This window comes from Bradyrhizobium rifense (assembly GCF_008123425.1).
Classification (GTDB): domain Bacteria; phylum Pseudomonadota; class Alphaproteobacteria; order Rhizobiales; family Xanthobacteraceae; genus Bradyrhizobium; species Bradyrhizobium rifense.
In genome coordinates this window covers 26,250-47,549 of record NZ_VSSS01000031.1, presented here as the reverse complement: position 1 = coordinate 47,549, position 21,300 = coordinate 26,250, and the positions used below count along the sequence as shown (strand labels likewise).

Below are 21,300 nucleotides of genomic sequence, written 5' to 3'. Positions count from 1 at the left end.
GCAGGCTGGCGCAATAGACTTTTCCTGACCCGGGCGGCATCCTCCCGCCATCAATCGATAACAGAGCCTGCGGGCCACCCGGGGGGAACAAGATCAATGTTGCAGACACGATTCACAAAACTCGTCGGCGTCGAGCACCCGATCGTCCAGGGCGGCATGCAATTGGTCGGGCGGGCCGAGCTGGTCGCGGCCGTTGCCAATGCCGGCGCGCTCGGCTTCATCACCGCGCTGACCCAGCCGACGCCGGAGGACCTGACCAGGGAGATCGCGCGCTGCCGCGACCTCACCGACAAGCCGTTTGGCGTCAACCTCACCATCCTGCCCGCGATCAAGCCGCCCCCTTACGCCGAATACCGCGCCGCGATCATTGAAGCCGGCATCACCGTGGTCGAGACCGCCGGCAACAAGCCGCAGGAGCATGTCGACGAGTTCAAAAAACATGGCGTCAAGGTCGTGCACAAATGCACCAGCGTCCGCCACGCGCTGTCGGCCGAACGGATGGGCGTCGACGCCATCTCGATCGACGGCTTCGAATGCGCCGGCCACCCCGGCGAGGACGATACCCCCGGCCTGATCCTGATTCCGGCCGCCGCCAACAAGGTCAAGATCCCGATGATCGCCTCCGGCGGTTTTGCCGACGCCCGCGGCCTGGTCGCGGCGCTGGCGCTCGGCGCCGAGGGCATCAACATGGGCACCCGCTTCATGGCCACCAAGGAAAGCCCGATCCACCAGCTCATCAAGGAGAAGATCGTCGCCAATGACGAGCGCGAGACCGAGCTGATCTTCCGCACCATGCGCAACACCTCGCGCGTCGCCAGGAACGAGATCTCGACCAAGGTGGTCGCCATGGAGAAGGAAGGCGCCAAGTTCGAGGACATCCGCGAGCTCGTCGCCGGTGCCCGCGGCAAGATGGTCTATGCGACTGGCAATTCCGACGAAGGCATCTGGTCGGCCGGCCAGGTGCAAGGCCTGATCCAGGACATCCCGAGCTGCGGCGAGCTCATCTCCCGCATCGTGCGCGAAGCCGAGGCGATCATTCGCAGCCGGCTCGAAGCCATGATCGCTCAACCAAGCGCGCAAGCCGCGGAATAATCACTGCAGGAAGCGAGAGTAATTCATGAAGGCTTATGTCTACGGCCCTGATGGCGCTCGGATTTCCGACGTCGCTCAACCAAAACCAAAAGGCACGCAGGTGCTGGTACGCGTGCGCGCCTGTGGCCTCAACCGCGCCGACACCGGCATGCGCAAGGGACACGCCCATGGCGCGGCCGGCGGCGTCGGCACCGTGCTTGGGATGGAATGGGCCGGTGAAGTCGCCGAGCTTGGACCGGATGCGAAGGGCGTCAAGGTCGGCGACCGCATCATGGGCTCGGGCGGCGCGGCGTTCGCCGAGTACACGCTGGCCGACCACGGCCGGCTGTTTCGCGCGCCCTCGAACATGAATTTCGAGGAGGCGGCCACCCTCCCCGTCGCGCTCGCGACCATGCATAACGCCGTCGTCACCGTCGGCGGCGTGCAGCCGGGGCAGACCGTGCTGATCCAGGGTGCCAGCTCCGGCGTCGGCCTGATGGCGATGCAAATCGCCAAGCTCAAGGGCGCCAAGCTTGTGATCGGCTCCTCGACCGATGCCTATCGCCGCGGCCGACTGACCGAATACGGCGCCGACCTCGCGGTCGACTCCTCCGATCCCAAATGGGTCGACGAGGTGCTGAAGGCGACCAACGGCGAAGGCGTCGACCTCATCGTCGACCAGGTCTCAGGCCAAGTCGCCAACCAGAACCTCGCCGCCACCAAGGTCCTGGGCCGCATCGTCAATGTCGGCCGGCTCGGCGGCACCCATGCCGACTTCAACTTCGACCTGCATGCGGCCCGCCGCATCTCCTATATCGGCGTCACCTTCCGCACCCGCTCCATCGAGGAGGTCCGCGCGATCTTCGACGAGGTCAGGAAGGACATCTGGGGTGCGGTCGAGTCGCGCAAGCTGCAACTGCCGATCGACAAGGTCTACGCCTTCTCCGACATCGACAAGGCGTTCGAGCACATGGAGGCGAACAAGCACCTCGGGAAGATCGTGGTGACGGTGCCGTAGCTGTCGCTCCGGATTCCGGTCCCGTAGGGGGGGCAAAGCGAAGCGTGCCCACCACGTTCGCAATCGAGGCAAGATGGTAGGCACGGCGCTTCGCGCCTTTGCCCACCCTACGAGACCAACCTGTATCCCGCTCCTGCAACTCACTAGCGACTACTTCTGTGGATCGTCGCTTGATGTTCGCGAACGCCCTGCTAAATCCCCGCCATGAGCGGACAACACGACAAGACATCGGTCGCGGCCATCTCGATCCTGGCCAGCGGCGGCATGGCGGCGGCCAAATTCGTCGTCGGCATCGCGATCGGATCGCTGGCGCTGATCTCCGAAGCGCTGCACTCCTCGATCGACCTGGTCGCGACCATCATCACCTGGGCAGTGGTGCGGGTCTCGGACAAGCCGGCCGACGACGAGCACCATTACGGCCACGGCAAGCTCGAGAGCATCTCCGCGCTCGGCGTCACCGCCCTGCTCTACGTGCTCGCCGGCGGCATTTTGGTCCAGTCCTATAGCCACCTTCGCGAGGGAACCCCGCCGCCGACGATTTCGGCCGTGCCGTTCGTGGTGCTGGTGATCGATATCGTCGTCAATCTCTGGCGCGCCCGCGCCCTGCACCGGGCTGCCCGCGAGACCCGAAGCGAGGCGCTCGCTGCCGACGCCCTGCACTTTGCATCAGACGTCATGGGCTCGTGTGCCGTGATCGTGGGGTTGATTCTCGCGGCCTGCGGCTTCTGGTGGGGTGACGCCGCGGCCGCCGCGGCCGTGGCCGTGATGATCGCCCTGCTCGGCCTGCGGATGGCACGCTCCACGGTGCAGACGCTGCTCGACCGCGCGCCGGAAGGCGCCCAGGAGAAAGCAACCGCCGCCATCCGCAGCGTACCCGGCGTGATCGATGTCGAGCGGCTGCGGGTGCGCATGGTCGGGGCGACCACGTTCATCGACACCATCGCAAAGGTGCCGCGGACCTACCCGATCGACCGCGTCGAGGAGATCAAGCGCAACGCGCAGGCCGCCGTCACGAAGACGTTCGGCGACGCCGACCTCACCTTCACCGCGGTCCCCGTCGCGCGCGACAACGAAACCGTGCGCGACCGCATCATGGTGATCGCGCACAATTCGGGCCTCGCGATCCACCACGTCACGGTGCACGATCTCGGCGGCAAGCTGATCGTCGGCATCGACCTCGAGGTCAACGCCGAGATGGCCCTCGAGGCCGCCCACGACGTCGCCAACACGCTGGAACGCAAGATCCAGGAGGAGTTCGGCGCGGACGTCGAGGTCGACGTCCATATCGAGCCGCTGGAACCGGAACTGCCGTTCGGCGTCGATGCCGCGCCGGAGCGGGTGCAGACCATCGCAGCCGCGCTCACCGAATATGCCGCCGGCGGCGAGATCCACGACATCCATAATGTGCGCGTGCGCGATACCGAGGGCGGCGAGATCGTCAACTTCCATTGCCGCGCCACGCCGTCGATGAGCGTGATCAGGGTGCACGAGCAAGTCGATGCGATCGAGCGCCGCTTGCGTCGCGCGTTCCCGAGCGTGAAGCGCGTCATCAGTCACGCCGAACCGCCGCGTGCGTGATGGAGTCACACGTTCTTGTTTCGGACTCATCACGCACGTGAGTTTGCGGAGTTAAAACGCGCGAAGTCTCCGTTGGATAAGAATTATTTCGCGTTAACCTTTCGTTGACTCTCGACAGCCTGCGCAAACTGGATTCAAATCGCTTTGATTCGAAAGCGACGTGGGGCTGCTTTCGAAACTCGTCGTAAGCTGGTTTTCAGGGGGCCGAAGGCATGGCGCGCGCAGACGCCGCGAACGCGTGTGTCCAATCCGATTCGATCAAAGGATTGGCGCAATCGATCGCGAAACCTGCCTATCATCGGCTCCTGATTGCGGAGCCGGCGCTGCGTCGCGCCGTGCCGACGCTCATCATCGCCTTCCTCATCACGATCTGCCTCGGCGCATTCGTCCAGGTCGTCGATCAGACGCGCCAGAAGCGCCAGGTGATCCAGAACGACATTTCATTCCTCGCCGAACTGCTCGCCGAGCGCATCGATCGCCTCACCTCCGTGCGCGCGGAGCGGCTGAAGAGCGTCGAGAACCTGCCGACGCTGCTGCCCGACATGATCCCGTCCCGGGCCAGAGTCGCGGGCCGCCACGTCGTCGTCACCTCGGCCGGAATCGAACGCCGCGTCCTCGCCCGCATTCCGATCGACAGCGATCCCTCAGGCAACGACAGCCTGCTCGATGCGATCACCACCGCGCAGTTGCTTGCCGCGCCGCCGCGCGACAATGACGTCTCCAACATGACGCTGCCGAACGGCAACACCGCGATGGCGACCTCGCGGCCGATCAAGTCGCTGCCGGGCCTCGTCACCGTGATCCAGGAACGCAACGAGCCGATCTGGGGTTCGGACGCAGCCCTTTCGGTGACGCTGTCGGCCACCACCGGCTTCGTCGTCCTGATCCTCGGCTTTGCCTTCCACTGGCAATCGACGCGCGCCCGCGAAGGCGACCTCATCAACGACGCCGTGCGCGGCCGGATCGACACCGCGCTCAACCGCGGCCGCTGCGGCCTGTGGGACTGGGACCTGTCGCGCGGCCGGATCTTCTGGTCGCAATCGATGTTTTCGATGCTGGGCCTGGACGGCCGCAACGAGCTCCTCACCTTCGGCGAGGTCAACGCGCTGGTGAAGTCGGACGACATCGACCTGTTCGCGATCGCCGACCAGCTCATCTCCGAGAAGATCGACCACATCGACCAAACCTTCCGCATGCAGCATGTCGACGGCCACTGGATCTGGCTGCGCGTCCGCTGCGAGCGGACACACGGGGCGGGCGATGCCGGCATGCATCTGATCGGGATCGCGGTCGACATCACCGAGCAGAAGAGCCTCGCCGAGCGCACCGTGGAAGCCGACCTTCGCCTGCGCGACGCCATCGAGACCATTCCGGAAGCCTTCGTGCTGTGGGACGCCAGCGACCGCCTGGTACTCTGCAATTCGCATTTCCAGCGCCTGCACAAGCTGCCCGACACGGCCGTGATCCCCGGCACATCCTACGAGACCGTGCTGGAAGTCGGCCGCATGCCGGAGGTCCGCACCCGCCACAACGAGACCGCTGCCCAAGGCCCGGGCGCGCGCACCTTCGAGGCCCAGCTCGACGACGGCAGCTGGCTGCACATCAGCGAGCGCCGCACCAAGGACGGCGGCTACGTCTCGGTCGGCACCGACATCACCCGCATCAAGGAGCACGAGCAGAAGCTCGTCGACAACGATCTGCGCCTGCGCGCCACCGTCATCGACCTCAAGCGCTCGCAGGCGGCGCTGGAACGCCAGACCATCGAGCTCGCCGACCTCGCCGAGAAATATCAGCGCGAGAAGACCCGGGCCGAGGAAGCCAACCAGACCAAGTCGAAATTCCTCGCCAATATGAGCCACGAGCTGCGCACGCCGCTCAACGCCATCATCGGCTTCTCCGAGATCATGGGCTCGGGCATGTTCGGCGAACTAGGCTCAGAGAAGTACCAGGAATACTGCCACGACATCCTGACCAGCGGCCATTATCTGCTCGAGGTCATCAACGACATCCTCGACATGTCCAAGATCGAGGCCGGCCGGATGAAGCTCGACATGGAGGAGCTCGACCTCGGACAGACGCTCGCGGAATCGCTGCGAGTCGTCGCCGGCCGGGCACAGGACAAGAATCTGGCGCTTGACGCCGAGGTCGAGAAGTCCATCTCGGTCGTCGCCGACCGCCGCGCCACCAAGCAGATCATCGTCAATCTGCTTTCCAACGCCGTGAAGTTCACGCCCGAGGGCGGACGCATCGTGGTGCGCAGCCTGCAGCTCGAGGACAGGATCGTGCTGATGATCGCCGACACCGGCATCGGCATCGCGCCGCACTCGCTGGCGCGGCTCGGACGTCCGTTCGAGCAGGTCGAGAGCCAGCTCACCAAGACCTATCACGGCTCCGGCCTCGGGCTCGCGATCGCGCGCTCGCTGGCGCAGCTCCACGGCGGCTCGATGAAGCTGCGCTCCAGGCTCGAGGTTGGCACCGTCGTCCGCGTGACGCTGCCGCGCGACGCCATCAAGGCCGCAGCCGGAATATCCGCCGCGGCCTAGAGCGTGGCAGGAAGCTCGCCTGCGGCCATCCTTCGAGACGCCCGCCTCCGGCGGGCCCTTAGGATGAGGGCGGAGTACGCGGCAGCCATTCGACGAACACCGATACAACGGAGCCTCATCCTGAGGAGACCGCGAAGCGGTCGTCTCGAAGGACGAGGCGCTTGCTCGGGCCCTCCCGCTCTGGCTCCTACGATTGCAGCGACGGCGCCACTTCGCGCGCGACGTTGACCAGCGCCGCGATCAGCGGCGTCATCGGATCGCGCTGCGGGATCACCAGGCCGATGCTGTAATTGACGTCGGGATCGGTGATCGGGATCGAACGGACCTTGTCGGAAAGCCCGAGCGTCTCGGCGAGCTTGGCCGGCATCACGCTCGCCCAGCGCCCCGTCTTCACATGCGTGTACAGCACCAGCAGCGAGTTCGAGGTCAAGGTCGGCGTCGCCTCCGCACCGACCGAGCGCAACGCGCGATCGATGATGCGGCGGTTCTGCATGTCGGGTGTCAGCAGGCACAGCGGCACCTGGCCGACCTCACTCCAGGTCACGGACTCCCGGTCGCCGAACATCGCATCCGGCGCGGTCAGGAGGCGGTAGCTCTCGTTGAAGAGCGGAATGGTGCGCACCTTCCCGATCGGCTCGTTCTCGATATAGGTCAGCCCGGCATCGACCTCGAGATTTTCGAGCAGCCCGAGCACCTCGGACGAGGTCGTCGACTGGATGCGGAAGCGGACCTCGGGATGCTTGGCGCGGAACGGCGTGGTCAATGAGGCCACCATGCCGAGCACGGTCGGGATCGCCGCGATACGAATCTCGCCGGAAAGCTTTTCCTTCAGCGAGTTGATCTCCTGGCGCATCGCGCGGGCATCGCCCACGATCCGCCGCGCCCAGTCCAGCGCCCGCTCGCCTTCGGGGGTAAATCCCTGGAATCGGGACCCGCGCTCGACCAGCATCACGCCGAGGATCTCCTCGAGCTGCTTCAGCCCGGTCGACATGGTCGGCTGGGTGACGCCGCAGGCCTCTGCCGCCCGTCCAAAATGCCGCTCCTTGGCCAGCGCCAGCAGCAGTTCAAGCTTGTCGATCAACCGGTCGTCCCCTCGGATTTTGTCGTGGCATACAAGCTATCACGCCGGGCCTGCACCAACACGCAAAAACCGGCAGTGGATACAAGTTTCATTAGCACTTCGTATCGACCGATTGGACTTCCAAATCGATCTGAATTCGCAATCGCAGCATGAGACAGCTTTATTGATCTTCGAACGATTCCAAATAGTTTGCAGCGCAGGGACGCTCAATTTGAGAACGAAGAATGACAACGGTTTACGAGCCTTCTTACGAGCCTTGGGACGAGACGCGCGGCGCCGAGATCATCGCCGAACATGCCAGGCAGGAAGGTGCGACGCTGGTGATTCTGCACGCGCTCCAGGAAGCGTTCGGCTATGTGCCGGAGGCCGCGATTCCGATGGTGGCGCAGACGCTGAATCTGTCGCGCGCCGAAGTCCATGGCGTGTTCACCTTCTACCATGACTTCCGCCACAAGCCGGCCGGCCGCCATGTGCTGAAGCTGTGCCGCGCCGAGGCCTGCCAGGCCGCGGGTGGCGACGCGTTGGCTGCGCGCGCCGAAGCCAAGCTTGGCGTTTCGCTCGGCAACACCACTGCGGATGATCGCGTCACGCTGGAGCCGATCTACTGCCTCGGGCTGTGCTCGACCGCACCGTCGGCGATGCTCGACGGCCGCCTCATCGGCCGGCTCGACGAGAAGCGCATCGATGCGCTGGTCGCGGAGGCGCAGCGATGAAGATGAAAATTTTCGTTCCGCGCGATGCAACCGCTGTCGCCGTCGGCGCCGATGAGGTTGTCGCAGCCTTCGCGCAGATCGCAGCGAAGCGTAGCCTGCCGATCGAAATCGTCAGGACCGGCTCGCGCGGATTGCATTGGCTGGAGCCGATGGTCGAGGTGGCGACCTTGAAGGGGCGCGTCGCTTACGGCCCGGTCAGCTCCGAGGATGTCGCCTCCGTGTTCGAGTCCATGGCCAGCAACGGACCGCACGCCCTGCGGCTCGGCGTCGCGGACGAGATCCCCTGGCTGAAGCGCCAGACCCGCCTCACCTTCGCCCGCTGCGGCGTGATCGATCCGCGTTCGCTCGAGGATTATCGCGCCCATGGCGGCTACAAGGGCCTGGAACGTGCGCTCTCGCTCGGCTCGGATGCGATCCTCACTGAAGTCACCGCATCCGGCCTGCGCGGCCGTGGCGGCGCCGGCTTTCCGACCGGCATCAAGTGGAAGACGGTGGCGCAAGCCAAGGCTGACCGCAAGTTCATCGTCTGCAACGCCGACGAGGGCGACAGCGGCACCTTCGCCGACCGCATGATCATGGAAGGCGATCCCTTCCTCGTCATCGAAGGCATGACGACGGCCGGCATCACCGTCGGCGCCACCAAGGGCTACATCTACATCCGCAGTGAATATCCGCATGCGGTCGCGGCGATGAAAGCTGCGATCGTCGCAGCACGGCGCGGCGGCTATCTCGGCGACAAGATCGGCGGCTCGACCCATAGCTTCGATATGGAAGTGCGCGTCGGCGCCGGCGCCTATGTCTGCGGCGAAGAGACGTCGCTGCTCGAAAGCCTCGAGGGCCGCCGTGGCCTGGTGCGCGCAAAGCCGCCGCTGCCGGCGCATCACGGCCTGTTCGGCAAGCCGACCGTCATCAACAACGTGCTGTCGTTTGCAGCCATCCCCTTCATCCTCGCCGAGGGCGCCAAGGCTTACGCCGATTTCGGCATGGGGCGCTCGCGCGGCACCATGCCGATCCAGCTTGCCGGCAACATCCGCCAGGGCGGGCTGTTCGAAACGGCGTTCGGCGTGACGCTCGGCGAGCTCGTCGACGACATCGGTGGCGGCACCTTCACCGGCCGGCCGGTCCGCGCCGTGCAGGTCGGCGGTCCGCTCGGCGCCTACTTCCCCCGCGCGCTGTTCGACACCCCGTTCGACTACGAAGCCTTCGCCGCACGCGACGGCCTGATCGGCCATGGCGGCATCGTCGTGTTCGACGACAGCGTCGACATGCGCAAGCAGGCGCGCTTTGCCATGGAATTCTGCGCCGTGGAATCCTGCGGCAAGTGCACGCCCTGCCGCATCGGCTCGACCCGCGGCGTCGAGACCATCGAGAAGATCATCCGCGGCGAACGCGTCAGCGAAAACCTCGCGCTCGTCGAAGACCTCTGCAACACCATGAAATTCGGCTCGCTCTGCGCACTCGGCGGCTTCACGCCCTACCCCGTGCTCAGCGCATTGAAGCATTTCCGGGAAGATTTCGCCCCCGCCCCGACCACGCTTCAGGCCGCGGAATAGGAGAACGAAAATGTCTCTGATCGAAGAAATCGACTACGGCACGCCGCGCTCAAAATCGGAAACGATGGTCACGCTGACCATCGACGGCAAAGAGGTCACGGTGCCCGAGGGCACCTCGATCATGCGCGCCGCGATGGATGCCGGCCACCAGATCCCAAAACTGTGCGCGACCGACATGGTCGACGCCTTCGGCTCCTGTCGGCTCTGCGTCGTCGAGATCGAGGGCCGCACCGGCACGCCGGCCTCCTGCACCACGCCGGTCATGAACGGCCTCGTCGTGCACACCCAGAGCGAGCGGCTGAAGAAGTTGCGCAAGGGCGTGATGGAGCTCTACATCTCCGACCATCCGCTCGACTGCCTCACCTGCGGCGCCAATGGCGATTGCGAATTGCAGGACATGGCCGGCGCCGTCGGCTTGCGCGACGTGCGCTACGGCTATGAGGGCGAAAATCACGTCTTTGCCAAATCCCATGGCGAGATCAACGCCGCCTGGATGCCGAAGGACGAGTCCAATCCCTACTTCACCTATGATCCCTCCAAGTGCATCGTCTGCTCGCGCTGCGTCCGCGCCTGCGAGGAAGTGCAAGGCACTTTCGCGCTGACGATCTCCGGCCGTGGCTTCGACAGCCGCGTCTCGCCCGGAATGAGCGAGAGTTTTCTCGGCTCCGAATGCGTCTCCTGCGGCGCCTGCGTGCAGGCCTGCCCGACCGCGACGCTGACCGAAAAGTCCGTCATCGAGATCGGCCAGCCCGAGCACTCCGTCGTCACCACCTGCGCCTATTGCGGCGTCGGCTGCACCTTCAAGGCCGAGATGCGCGGCGAGGAAGTCGTCCGCATGGTGCCCTACAAGGACGGCAAGGCCAATCGCGGCCATTCCTGCGTCAAGGGCCGCTTCGCCTGGGGCTATACCAATCACAAGGAGCGCATCCTCAATCCGATGATCCGCGAGCGGATCGAGGATCCGTGGCGCGAAGTGTCCTGGGACGAGGCGTTCTCGTTTGCCGCAGCGAAGATGCGCGGCATCCAGAAGAAATACGGCCGCGACGCCATCGGCGGCATCACCTCGTCCCGCTGCACCAACGAAGAAACCTATCTGGTGCAGAAGCTGATCCGTGCGGGCTTCGGCAACAACAATGTCGACACCTGCGCCCGCGTCTGCCACTCGCCGACCGGCTATGGCCTGTCGCAGACCTTCGGCACGTCGGCCGGCACGCAGGATTTCGACTCGGTCGAGAATACCGACGTCGCCATGATCATCGGCGCCAATCCGGCCTCGGCTCACCCCGTCTTCGCCTCCCGCCTGAAGAAGCGGCTGCGCCAGGGCGCGAAGCTGATCGTGCTCGATCCGCGCCGCACCGAAATGGTGGACTCGCCGCATGTGAAGGCGCTGCATCTGCCCCTGATGCCCGGCACCAACGTCGCTGTCGTGACGGCGCTGGCGCATGTCATCGTCACCGAAGGTCTCGTCAACGAGACCTTCGTGCGCGAGCGCTGCGACTGGAGCGAGTTCGAGGAATGGGCCGCCTTTGTCGCCCAGCCCAAGCATAGCCCGGAAGCGACTGCGATCCTCACTGGCGTCGATCCGAATGATTTGCGCGAAGCGGCCCGCATCTACGCCACCGGCGGCAATGGCGCGATCTATTACGGGCTCGGCGTCACCGAGCACAGCCAGGGTTCGACCACGGTGATCGCGATCGCCAATTTGGCGATGGCGACCGGCAATATCGGCCGTCCCGGCGTCGGCGTGAACCCGCTGCGCGGCCAGAACAACGTGCAGGGCTCCTGCGACATGGGCTCGTTCCCGCACGAACTGCCCGGCTACCGTCACATCTCCGGCGATGCCGTGCGCGACCAGTTCGAGGCGCTCTGGAACGTCAAGCTCAACCCGGAGCCAGGCCTGCGCATTCCCAACATGTTCGACGCCGCCATCGAAGGCACGTTCATGGGCATCTACGTGCAGGGCGAAGACATCCTGCAGTCCGATCCCAACACCAAGCATGTGGTGGCGGCGCTGTCGGCGATGGAATGCGTCATCGTCCACGACCTCTTCCTCAACGAGACCGCGAACTACGCCCATGTGTTCCTCCCCGGCTCGAGCTTCCTCGAGAAGGACGGCACCTTCACCAATGCCGAACGCCGCATCCAGCGCGTTCGCAAGGTGATGTCGCCGAAGAACGGCATGGCCGACTGGGAGGTCACGATCGCGCTGGCCAAGGCGATGGGTCTGGAGATGAACTACAGCCATCCGTCCGAGATCATGGACGAGATCGCGGCGCTGACGCCGACCTTCGCCGGCGTCTCCTACGCCAAGCTCGACGAGCTCGGCTCGGTGCAGTGGCCCTGCAACGAGAAGGCGCCGGAAGGCACGCCGGTGATGCATATCGGCGGCTTCGTCCGCGGCAAGGGCAAGTTCATCGTCACTGAATATGTCGCAACTGACGAGCGAACCGGTCCCCGCTTCCCGTTGCTGCTCACCACGGGCCGCATCCTCAGCCAGTACAATGTCGGCGCGCAGACACGGCGCACCGAGAACGTGGTCTGGCATGCCGAGGACCGGCTGGAGATCCACCCGCACGACGCCGAACTGCGCGGCGTGCGCGGCGGCGACTGGGTGCGGCTGCAGAGCCGCGCCGGCGAGACCACGCTGCGCGCGGAGATCACCGACCGCGTGTCGCCGGGCGTGGTCTACACCACCTTCCATCATCCCGACACTCAGGCTAACGTGATCACGACCGACTATTCGGACTGGGCGACCAACTGCCCCGAATACAAGGTGACGGCCGTGCAGATCTCGCCATCGAACGGCCCGTCCGACTGGCAGAAGAGCTACGACGAGCAGGCGCGGCACTCCCGCCGCATCGCGCCCGCCGAGGCTGCGGAGTAACAGGATGCACGTGCCTGTCCAGGCCATCGACCGCGATATCTGGCGCGACGGCGTTGCGTCAGAAGGGACGCGGCTGATCCCCGAGGAGACACCGCTGGCGCTGACCTATAATGGCGGCACCTATGCCGTCATGATGGGGACTCCGCAGAACCTCGAGGATTTTGCCGTCGGCTTCAGCCTGGACGAAGGCATCATCACATCGGTCGACGACATCAAGTCGCTCGATGTGGTCCGCCTCGACGACGGCATCGAGCTGCGCATGTGGCTCGAGCAGGACAACGCCGCGCGCATCAGCGAGCGGCGCCGCCACATTGCCGGGCCCACCGGCTGCGGCATCTGCGGCATCGACTCCATCGCCGAAGCCATACGGCCTGCGGCCATCGTGCCGCCGGGCCAGACCTTCACGCCCGAGCAGATCATGGCGGCGATGCAGACCATCGCGCCCCTGCAGGCGATCAACATCCAGACCCGCGCGGTCCACGCAGCGGCGTTCTGGTCGCCTTCGAATGGCATTGGCGCCTTGCGCGAGGACGTCGGCCGCCACAACGCGCTGGACAAGCTCGCGGGCTCGCTGGCGCGCAGCCGGACGGACGCAAGCTGCGGCATGGTTCTGCTGACGAGCCGCGTGTCGGTCGAGATGGTGCAGAAGACGGCCGCCATTGGCGCGCCGGTGATGGTCGCGGTCTCCGCCCCCACCGCGCTCGCGGTCCGCACCGCGGAGGCCGCCGGCATCACGCTGATTGCGATTGCCCGCAGCGACGGGTTTGAAGTGTTCACGCACCCGGGCCGCATCACGGCTCATCGTGCTCCGGAGATCGTCAATGTCGTCGCCTGACCGCCTCGTCTACATGGCCAACCAGATCGGCACGTTCTTCCGCAGCCAGGGCCACGACAAGGCCGTGCCGGGGATCGCCGACCACATCAAGAAGTTCTGGGATCCCCGGATGAAGCGCGCCATCTTCGCGCACCTCGATGCCGGCGGCGCAGGCCTCGAGCCGAACGTGCTCGAAGCCCTCACCTCGCTCAAGCAGCCCTGAGCGCGGGCGCCGGGCCGCGCACTCTATCGAAATCGCACGATTATCTCGCCGATACCGGGCGCGGCCAAGTGTCGGCTCGCAATTTATTGCGTGGCTCATAGGCGTACGCTGGCATTATCCTGTCACTCCAGACAATGAGGCGGCAGATGACCCGGAAGAAACTCGAAGGCATTGAGGACTACCAGGGCGCGGCCGCAGGCTGGGGCGCGCTGAAAGCAGTCGCCGACGCGGTTCGCGGGCAGATGTCGCCGGCTAAGGAGACCCATGGTCTCCTCACCATGAACCAGCCCCACGGCTTCGACTGTCCCGGTTGCGCCTGGCCGGACCCGAAGCACACCTCGTCGTTCGAGTTCTGCGAAAATGGCGCCAAAGCCGTGACCTGGGAGGCGACGGCCAAACGGACCACGCCCGAGTTCTTCGCCAGCCACACCGTCAGCGAACTCTGGACCTGGCAGGATTACGATCTCGAAAACGAAGGCCGCCTCACCCACCCTATGGTGTACGATCGCGCCACGGACCGTTATCTGCCGATCTCGTGGCAGGATGCCATGAGCCAGATCGGCGCGGCGCTGCGCGCGCTTCCTGATCCGAACATGGCTGAGTTCTACACCTCGGGACGGGCCTCGAACGAGGCCGCTTTCCTGTATCAATTGTTCGTCCGCGAATACGGCACCAACAACTTTCCCGACTGTTCGAACATGTGCCACGAGGCCACCAGCGTCGGCCTTCCGGAATCGATCGGGGTTGGCAAGGGCACGGTGACGCTGGAGGACTTCGACCACAGCGACTGCATCTTCTGCATCGGCCACAATCCCGGCACCAACCATCCGCGCATGCTGACCACGCTTCGCGAGGCGTCCAAGCGCGGCGTGCCGATCATCGCGATCAATCCGCTTCGCGAACGCGGCCTGGAGCGCTTTACATCGCCGCAGAGTCCGGTGGAGATGTTGACGCTCGACTCCACACCGATCGCGTCCTCCTACTATCTGGTGAAGGTCGGCGGCGACATCGCGGTGCTCAAGGGCATGATGAAGACCCTGCTTGCCCTCGATGCAAGCAGCCTTGCGAAAGGTGGCCCCGGCCTGCTCGACCGCGAGTTCATCGCGGCCCACACCACAGGCATCGAGGCCTTGCTGGCAGATATCGAGGCGACGTCCTGGGATGCGATCGAGGCGGCGTCCGGTCTCCCGCGGTTTGACATCGAGGCCATCGGAAACGTCTATGCCAAGGCCAATCGTGTCATCATCAACTATGGCATGGGCATTACCCAGCACCGGCACGGCACCGGCAATGTGCAGCAGATCGCCAATCTGCTGATGCTCCGCGGCAATATCGGACGCGAGGGCGCCGGCATCTCGCCGTTGCGCGGCCATTCCAATGTGCAGGGCGACCGGACCGTCGGCATCACCGAAATCCCAAATGACGCTCTGCTCGACGGCATTTCCCGCGTCTTCGGTTTCGAGCCACCACGCGCGAAAGGACATAACGCGGTCGAGGCGGTCGAAGCCATCCGGGACGGCCGTTCGAAGGCGCTGATCTGCCTCGGCGGCAATCTCGCCGTCGCCATGTCGGACCCGCAAGCCACCTTCGAGGCGATGCGCGGCCTCGATCTTGCTGTCCATATCGCAACCAAACTCAATCGCTCACACCTGCTGCTGGCCAGGCAATCGTTCATCCTGCCATGTCTGGGACGCACCGAAATCGACATGCAAGCCACTGGCCCGCAAGCCGTCACCGTTGAAGACTCGATGTCGATGGTGCATGCATCGCGCGGCGGCCTGAAGCCCGCATCCGAACACCTGAAATCCGAACCGGCCATCATCGCCGAAATGGCGATGGCGACATTGCCCAATACCAAAGTGCGATGGTCGGAGATGATTGCCGACTACAACAAGATACGGGATGCGATCGAAGCCATTTTTCCCGCGTTCAAGGATTTCAACGCGCGCGTCCTGCATCCCGGCGGCTTCCGTCCTCGCAACGCCGCCTCCGAACGCGAATGGCTGACACCGACCAAGAAGGCCAATTTCCTGATCTATCCCGGCCTCGAAGAAGATCCGCCGAACGAAAATGCACTGACGCTGACCACGATCCGCAGCCACGATCAGTACAACACGACGCTGTATGGGCTGAACGACCGCTATCGGGGCATCAAGGGGCGCCGCGACGTGGTCTTCGTCAACGCGCAGGATCTTGCAAAACGCGGATTAAGCCATGGCGACATCGTCGACGTCAGCGTTGATGATCCGGCCGAGCAAGGCCTGAGTGAGCGCATCCTGCGCGGCGTGACGGCTGTCGCCTACAAGATCGCTGAAGGGTCGGTTGCGGCCTACTACCCAGAGGCCAATGTGCTGGTCGCGCTCGATCACTACGACGCGAAGTCTGGAACGCCGTCGTACAAATCCATACCGGTGCAGATCAAGCCGGCTGCCGACGCGACGTCAAAGCCGAACTAGCCGCGATTGTCGACCAGCGCCTTGAACACGCGCCGCACCTCGCCTTGCGTCTCCTTCACCCGCGCCTCCAGCGACGAGAAATCCGGCGCATCGCCAGCGCGCGCCATCACGCGCTGAAGATCGGTGCCCGCCGTTTCCGGCTTGAAGCGGTCGCTGACGCAGAGCCGCAGGATCTGCGTCAGATCGTGATAGAGCCGCGCCGCGGCGCGCAGGATCTCCGCCTCCGAGTGCGGCAGCACGCCGAGCCTCGCGGCATTCTCCAGCACCTGCACCGTGCTTACGTCGAGAATATCCGGCTTGGCATGGGCATGGACGAGCTGGAGATATTGCGCGATGAAGTCGATATCGACCATGCCGCCGGAGGCATATTTCAGGTCCCAATAGTCGGTCTCGCCCTTCTCCTGCGCGATCGCCCGGCGCATGTCGGCGACGTCGTTGGCGGTGACCGCGGGATCGCGGCGACGGGTCAGGACCTCGCGGATGATACTCTCGATCCGCACGGTAAATTCGGGCGATGCCGAGACCACGCGCGCGCGCGTCAACGCCATGTGCTCCCAGGTCCAGGCCTCGTTGGCCTGATAGTCCGCAAAGGAGACGAGGCTCGATGCCACCGGACCCGCGCGTCCCGAGGGACGCAGCCGCATGTCGATCTCGTAGAGCACGCCGTAATTGGTGCGGGTGGTGAAGGCGCTGATCAGGCGCTGGGTGAGGCGCGCAAAGTAATGCGCGCCCTGGAGTGATTTCTGGCCGTCGGAGTCCGGATTGTCGCTGTCGAAATCATAGAGCAGGATCAGATCGAGATCCGAGGACGCCGTCATCTCGCGGCTGCCGAGCCGGCCCATCGCGATGATGGCGGTCTCCTGCCCGTTGATCCGCCCATGCTGGTCGGCGAAGCGCTCCGCGACAAGGCGGTGCACGGTGTGGACGATGCCCTCGGCGACGTCGGCGAAGGCGGTGCTCGCCTGCTGCGCCGAGACGGTGCCGGAGAGGATGCGCGTGCCGATCAGGAACAGGCTTTCCTGCCCGAACAGGCGCAGGCGGTCCAAGAACTCCTCGTAGGAGCCTGCATCGTGCACCGTGGTCGCAAGCCGCGCAGACAATTCCCGCTTGTCCGGCATGGCGCCGAAGAAGCGCGGATCGATCAGGCCGTCCATCAGCTGCGGCTGCCGCACCAGCATCTCGCCAAGCCGGGGCGCCGCGCCCAGCACCAGCGCGACGAGCGCAACGAGATCGCGGTTCTGGCCGAGCAGCGTGATCAGCCGGCCGCCGCGCTGGAGCGCCTGAAGGAATTGATCGAACGCCACGACGGCACGGTCCGGCCCCTCGGCATGCGCGAGGCCGTCGATCAGGGCCGGGACGAACTCGACGAAGGCGTTTCGCGTCTGCTCGTTGCGGAAGACGCGGTAGTCGCCGGTGAGCCAGTCGCGGACGGTCTGCGCCACGGCGGCGGGCTTCTTGAAGCCGAGCGTCGTCAGGTACTGAAGCAGGCGCGGATCGTCGGGACCGGCGCGATAGTCGATCGCGGGCAGGCTTGCCGTGCCGGTCGGATCATCGCCCTCGAACAGCTTTTCGTAATGCCCCTGGACGATCCCGAGCTGGCTCAGCAGGTCGCGCGCAAAAGTCTCGCGGCTGTCATAGCCGAAGAACCAGGCGAAGCGTTCGACCGCCTCCTTGTCCTCCGGCAGCGCATGGGTCTGCTCGTCGGCGATCATCTGGAGACGGTGCTCGACCCGGCGCAGGAATTCATAGGCCGTAGTCAGCTCGTCGCGCGCCACAGGGGTGATCCAGTTGCTGGACGCGAGGATGTTGAGCGCGGCAAGCGTCGGCCGCACCCGCAATTCCGGATGCCGGCCGCCGGCGATCAGCTGCTGCGTCTGGGCGAAGAATTCGATCTCGCGGATGCCGCCACGGCCGACCTTGACGTTGTGGCCCTCGACCGAGACCTCGCTCTGGCCGCGATAAGTCTGCATCTGCCGCTTCATGTCGTGCACGTCGGCAAGTGCGGCGAAGTCGAGATGCTTGCGCCAGACGAACGGCGCGATCTCGGCCAGCATCGCCTCACCTGCTCTGGCGTCGCCGGCGCAGGCACGCGCCTTGATCATCGCGGCGCGCTCCCAGGTGCGCCCTTCCCGCTCGTAGTAGTTCAGCGCGGCGTCGCGCGAGATCGCCACTTGCGTCGAGGACGGGTCAGGACGCAGCCGCAGATCGACGCGGAAAACATAGCCGTCATAGGTGCGCTGCTGGAGGATGCGCGCCATGCCCTGCGTCACCCGGACGAAGAACGGCTGCGGCTCGATGTCGGGCGCAAGCGTCGTGGCATCGGGATCGAAGAACACGATGAGATCGATGTCGCTGGAATAGTTCAGCTCGCCCGCGCCCATCTTGCCCATCGCGAGCACGATCAGGCCGCAGCCGACCTCCGGCGCTTCCGGATCTGGCGGCACGAGCTTGCCGCGTGCGGCTTCCTGTCGCAGCAAGTACTGCAGCGCCGCCTGCACCGACGACACCGCAATGTCGGTCAGCGCGGCTGTCACCCGCATCACCGGCCAGACTCCGCCGGTGTCGCACAGCGCGATCAGGAGCGCCGCCTCCGCCTTCATGCGACGAAGCAGCCGCATCACCTCGGCTTCGTCGGGGGCGGCGAGCACCGCGCTCCTCGCCTCTGCGATCAGCGCAGCGAGATGTGCATCCGGCTCGCATTCGAGCAGCCGGATCAGGCGCAGCGGATCGGCACGCACCAGATCGAACAGATAAGGCGAGAATTCCGCGATCCCGGCGAGAATGTCCCGGGCAAAGGGATGGACCAGCAACGCTTCAACACGAGCCGAGTGTGCCGGCTCAAGCTCGGCCAGCCAGCTTTCAAAACGTGGTTCGTCGATTGTGGAAGCGGCAATATGGGGAGCCTCCGCGAAGCGCGCGGCCAGGCTCTCACCATGCTTGTCCGCGTTTCCCGGCGCGGAGTGGTTCATGCCACCTTCTGTGGCACATCCGGCATTGGCGGAGCAACCCTGTCGCCGGCCCCCGCGCGCGCCGGCAGCATCAGCGTGACGACGAGGCCAGGCTGAGCGTCGCCCAGCCGCAATTCACCGCCATGCAATGTGGCGACAGCGGATGCAAGGCTGAGGCCGAGGCCGGAGCCCGGCATGGTGCGGCTCGCCTCCAGCCGGACGAATCGCTCGACGACGTGCTTGCGATCGGCCTCGGGGATTCCGGGGCCGCGATCGGTGACGCTGAGCAGCACCTGGTCTCCCTCGCGCTTCGCCTCGATCGTGATCTGACGGGCGTCCATGCTGACCACGGTTCCCGCCGACTGCGCCGCCGGCTTGCCGTATTTGATCGCGTTCTCGACGAGATTGGCGAGCGCCTGGCTGATCAATTCACGATTGCCGTGAATGGGCGCGGCTTGCGTCTTCACCCTCAAGGTCATGCCGTCATCCTCGGCCAGCGGCTCGTAGAGCTCGTGAATGCCGCCCGCGACATCGGCCGCGTCGAAATCATCCATGTTGCCGCGTGCCTGGCCGGACTCCGCGCGCGCGATCATCAGCAGCGCGTTGAAGGTGCGGATCAGCCCGTCGGATTCCTCGATGGTCCGCTCCAGCGCCGCGCGGTAGTCGGCCTCGCCGCCCGATTTCGCCAGCGCTTCCTCGGCGCGATTGCGCAATCGCGTCAGCGGCGTCTTGAGGTCGTGGGCGATGTTGTCGGAGACTTCCTTCAGCCCCGCCATCAGCGCCTCGATCCGCTCCAGCATGGCGTTGAGGTTTTCGGCGAGGCGGTCGAGCTCGTCGCCGCTGCGCCCGACGGGCAGGCGCTCGCTGAGATCGCCGATCATGATGCGATGCGCCGTGCCGGACATCGCGTCGATGCGCGTCAGCACCCTGCGCGCGACGAAAATGCCGCCGCCGAGGCCAAGCACCACGACGATCAGCACCGACCATTGCGCCGCCTTGGCGACGATACCGAACAAGCGCCGTCGCTCGTCGAGATCGCGGCCGATCAGGAGACGGAAGCCGTTCTCCAACTCGGTCACACGCACCAGCGCGCGATGATCGTGTTCGTTCGCGTCCTCGATTCGCCTGTAGGCCGTCTCGGACCAGCCGCGCGTCGCCATCACGCCCGGTGCCAGCGAGCCGACATTGCCGGCAACCGCCTGCCCGGTCGGCGTGGTCACGAGGTAGAGATTGGCGCCCGGCCGCAGCGCGCGATATTCGATCGCGCGCACCAGGCCGAACAGGCCGCGGCGCCCGTAGATGTCGTTGATCTCCGAGGTCTCGGCATTCACCGTCTGCGTGATCTCTTCGGTGATCAGCCGCCGCGTGTTCCAGGCGAAATAGCCGAGCAGCGAGGCCGCGAAAATCGCAAACAGGAACAGGTAGACCAGCGTCAGCCGGAATGCCGTGGTGCGGACGAGTTTACCGAATGCCGTCACGGATCATGTACCCGGCGCCGCGGATCGTGTGCAGCAGCGGCCGCTCGAAACCCTTGTCGATCTTGGAGCGCAGCCGCGAAATGTGCACGTCGATCACGTTGGTCTGTGGATCGAAATGATAGTCCCAGACGTTTTCCAGCAGCATGGTGCGCGTCACCACCTGGCCGGCATGCTTCATCAGATATTCGAGCAGGCGGAATTCGCGCGGCTGCAGCGTCAGCTCGTCCTTGCCGCGGGCGACGCGGTGAGAGAGCCGGTCGAGCTCGAGGTCGCCGACACGGTAGAGCGTATCCTCGGCCGGGCCGCCGCGGCGGCGCGACAGCACCTCGACGCGGGCGAGCAGCTCGGCGAAGGAATAGGGTTTTGGCAGATAGTCGTCACCGCCGGCGCGCAGGCCCTTGATGCGATCGTCGACCTGCCCGAGCGCGGAGAGAATCAGCACCGGCGTCGTATCGCCCTTGTCGCGCAGCAAGCCGATCAGCGACAGCCCGTCGCGCTTGGGCAGCATGCGGTCGACCACCAGCACGTCGTAATCGCCGTTCTCGGCCATGACGAGGCCCTCCTCGCCGTCACCGGCGTGGTCGGCAATGTGTCCGACCTCGCGAAACGCCTTCACGAGATAGTCGGCGGATTCGCGGTCGTCTTCGATGATGAGGAGGCGCATTGTGCGTTCGGCGGCGGTCAAGGAGGTCAACCTTCTCTGAACATGACGCGAGCGGCAATCGCATGCAAGCCAAGCGATCGGGACTTGGGTAGGCAAAAAGGCGGGCGGTGAAGCTGGGGGGACCTCACCGCCCTAGGCCTTCCGACGGAGGGGGGCGTAATTCCACCGGAAGGTAGGTGTGGGGAGCAAACGTGACGCTGCTCCCCGGAAGAGTGCCGGCGGCGGGGGCGACTGATGCCGGCGACACCCTTCATCTCGTAAGCCTCCTGAGGCTAA

The 21,300-nt window shown here is 65.3% G+C and carries 14 protein-coding genes; 10 read left to right on the top strand and 4 right to left on the bottom strand.

Annotation, left to right across the window (positions count from 1 at the left end):
• The first annotated feature begins 96 nt into the window (after positions 1–96).
• From FXB40_RS20565 to FXB40_RS20550, 4 genes are all read left to right on the top strand, one after another.
• The gene (locus tag FXB40_RS20565) at positions 97–1,092 is read left to right on the top strand and encodes an NAD(P)H-dependent flavin oxidoreductase (RefSeq protein WP_148774001.1); all 996 of its coding nucleotides are present in this window, start codon (positions 97–99) and stop codon (positions 1,090–1,092) included.
• Positions 1,093–1,117: 25 nt separating this feature from the next.
• A complete protein-coding gene (locus FXB40_RS20560) occupies positions 1,118–2,089 on the top strand; it encodes a zinc-binding dehydrogenase (protein ID WP_148774000.1) in 972 nt (323 codons plus the stop codon).
• 204 nt (positions 2,090–2,293) lie between these two features.
• Complete coding sequence (locus FXB40_RS20555) at positions 2,294–3,667, top strand: cation-efflux pump (protein WP_148773999.1); 1,374 nt, start codon at positions 2,294–2,296, stop codon at positions 3,665–3,667.
• 212 nt (positions 3,668–3,879) lie between these two features.
• Entirely contained in the window at positions 3,880–6,210 is a 2,331-nt protein-coding gene (locus FXB40_RS20550; protein ID WP_148773998.1) for a PAS domain-containing sensor histidine kinase, read from the top strand.
• 187 nt (positions 6,211–6,397) lie between these two features.
• Here FXB40_RS20550 and FXB40_RS20545 read toward each other — a convergent pair whose 3' ends face one another.
• Positions 6,398–7,291 (bottom strand): LysR family transcriptional regulator, encoded by an 894-nt coding sequence (locus tag FXB40_RS20545; protein ID WP_148773997.1) that lies wholly within the window; start codon positions 7,289–7,291, stop codon positions 6,398–6,400.
• 224 nt (positions 7,292–7,515) lie between these two features.
• On the opposite strand from FXB40_RS20545, the gene FXB40_RS20540 reads away from it, so the two are divergent.
• The 6 genes from FXB40_RS20540 (at position 7,516) to FXB40_RS20515 (ending at position 15,934) form a co-directional block, all read left to right on the top strand.
• Positions 7,516–8,004 carry a formate dehydrogenase subunit gamma gene (locus FXB40_RS20540; protein WP_148773996.1) on the top strand — a complete coding sequence of 163 codons (489 nt, stop codon included), beginning with the start codon at positions 7,516–7,518 and terminating at the stop codon, positions 8,002–8,004.
• The gene (locus FXB40_RS20535; protein ID WP_148773995.1) at positions 8,001–9,557 is read left to right on the top strand and encodes a formate dehydrogenase beta subunit; all 1,557 of its coding nucleotides are present in this window, start codon (positions 8,001–8,003) and stop codon (positions 9,555–9,557) included. Before FXB40_RS20540 ends, FXB40_RS20535 begins: the two co-directional genes overlap by 4 nt.
• A gap of 10 nt (positions 9,558–9,567) precedes the next feature.
• A complete protein-coding gene (gene fdhF / locus FXB40_RS20530) occupies positions 9,568–12,441 on the top strand; it encodes a formate dehydrogenase subunit alpha (protein ID WP_148773994.1) in 2,874 nt (957 codons plus the stop codon).
• A 4-nt stretch (positions 12,442–12,445) separates the two neighbouring features.
• Positions 12,446–13,276, top strand: coding sequence for a formate dehydrogenase accessory sulfurtransferase FdhD (gene fdhD / locus FXB40_RS20525; protein WP_148773993.1), 831 nt, complete (start codon positions 12,446–12,448; stop codon positions 13,274–13,276).
• The gene (locus FXB40_RS20520; RefSeq protein ID WP_148773992.1) at positions 13,263–13,478 is read left to right on the top strand and encodes a formate dehydrogenase subunit delta; all 216 of its coding nucleotides are present in this window, start codon (positions 13,263–13,265) and stop codon (positions 13,476–13,478) included. Before fdhD ends, FXB40_RS20520 begins: the two co-directional genes overlap by 14 nt.
• A gap of 146 nt (positions 13,479–13,624) precedes the next feature.
• Positions 13,625–15,934, top strand: coding sequence for an FdhF/YdeP family oxidoreductase (locus FXB40_RS20515; protein WP_148773991.1), 2,310 nt, complete (start codon positions 13,625–13,627; stop codon positions 15,932–15,934).
• Here FXB40_RS20515 and FXB40_RS20510 read toward each other — a convergent pair.
• Genes FXB40_RS20510 through FXB40_RS20500 form a run of 3 tightly spaced genes read right to left on the bottom strand, consistent with a single transcriptional unit; the run spans position 15,931 to position 21,024 of the window.
• Positions 15,931–18,903 (bottom strand): bifunctional [glutamine synthetase] adenylyltransferase/[glutamine synthetase]-adenylyl-L-tyrosine phosphorylase, encoded by a 2,973-nt coding sequence (locus FXB40_RS20510; RefSeq protein ID WP_148773990.1) that lies wholly within the window; start codon positions 18,901–18,903, stop codon positions 15,931–15,933. The genes FXB40_RS20515 and FXB40_RS20510 overlap by 4 nt on opposite strands.
• Positions 18,900–20,360: a sensor histidine kinase gene (locus FXB40_RS20505; protein ID WP_148773989.1), complete on the bottom strand. Its 1,461-nt coding sequence runs from the start codon at positions 20,358–20,360 to the stop codon at positions 18,900–18,902. Before FXB40_RS20505 ends, FXB40_RS20510 begins: the two co-directional genes overlap by 4 nt.
• Positions 20,344–21,024, bottom strand: a complete 681-nt coding sequence (locus FXB40_RS20500; RefSeq protein ID WP_148773988.1) for a response regulator transcription factor — start codon at positions 21,022–21,024, stop codon at positions 20,344–20,346. The genes FXB40_RS20505 and FXB40_RS20500 overlap by 17 nt, the downstream gene beginning before the upstream one ends.
• Positions 21,025–21,300: the final 276 nt, after the last annotated feature.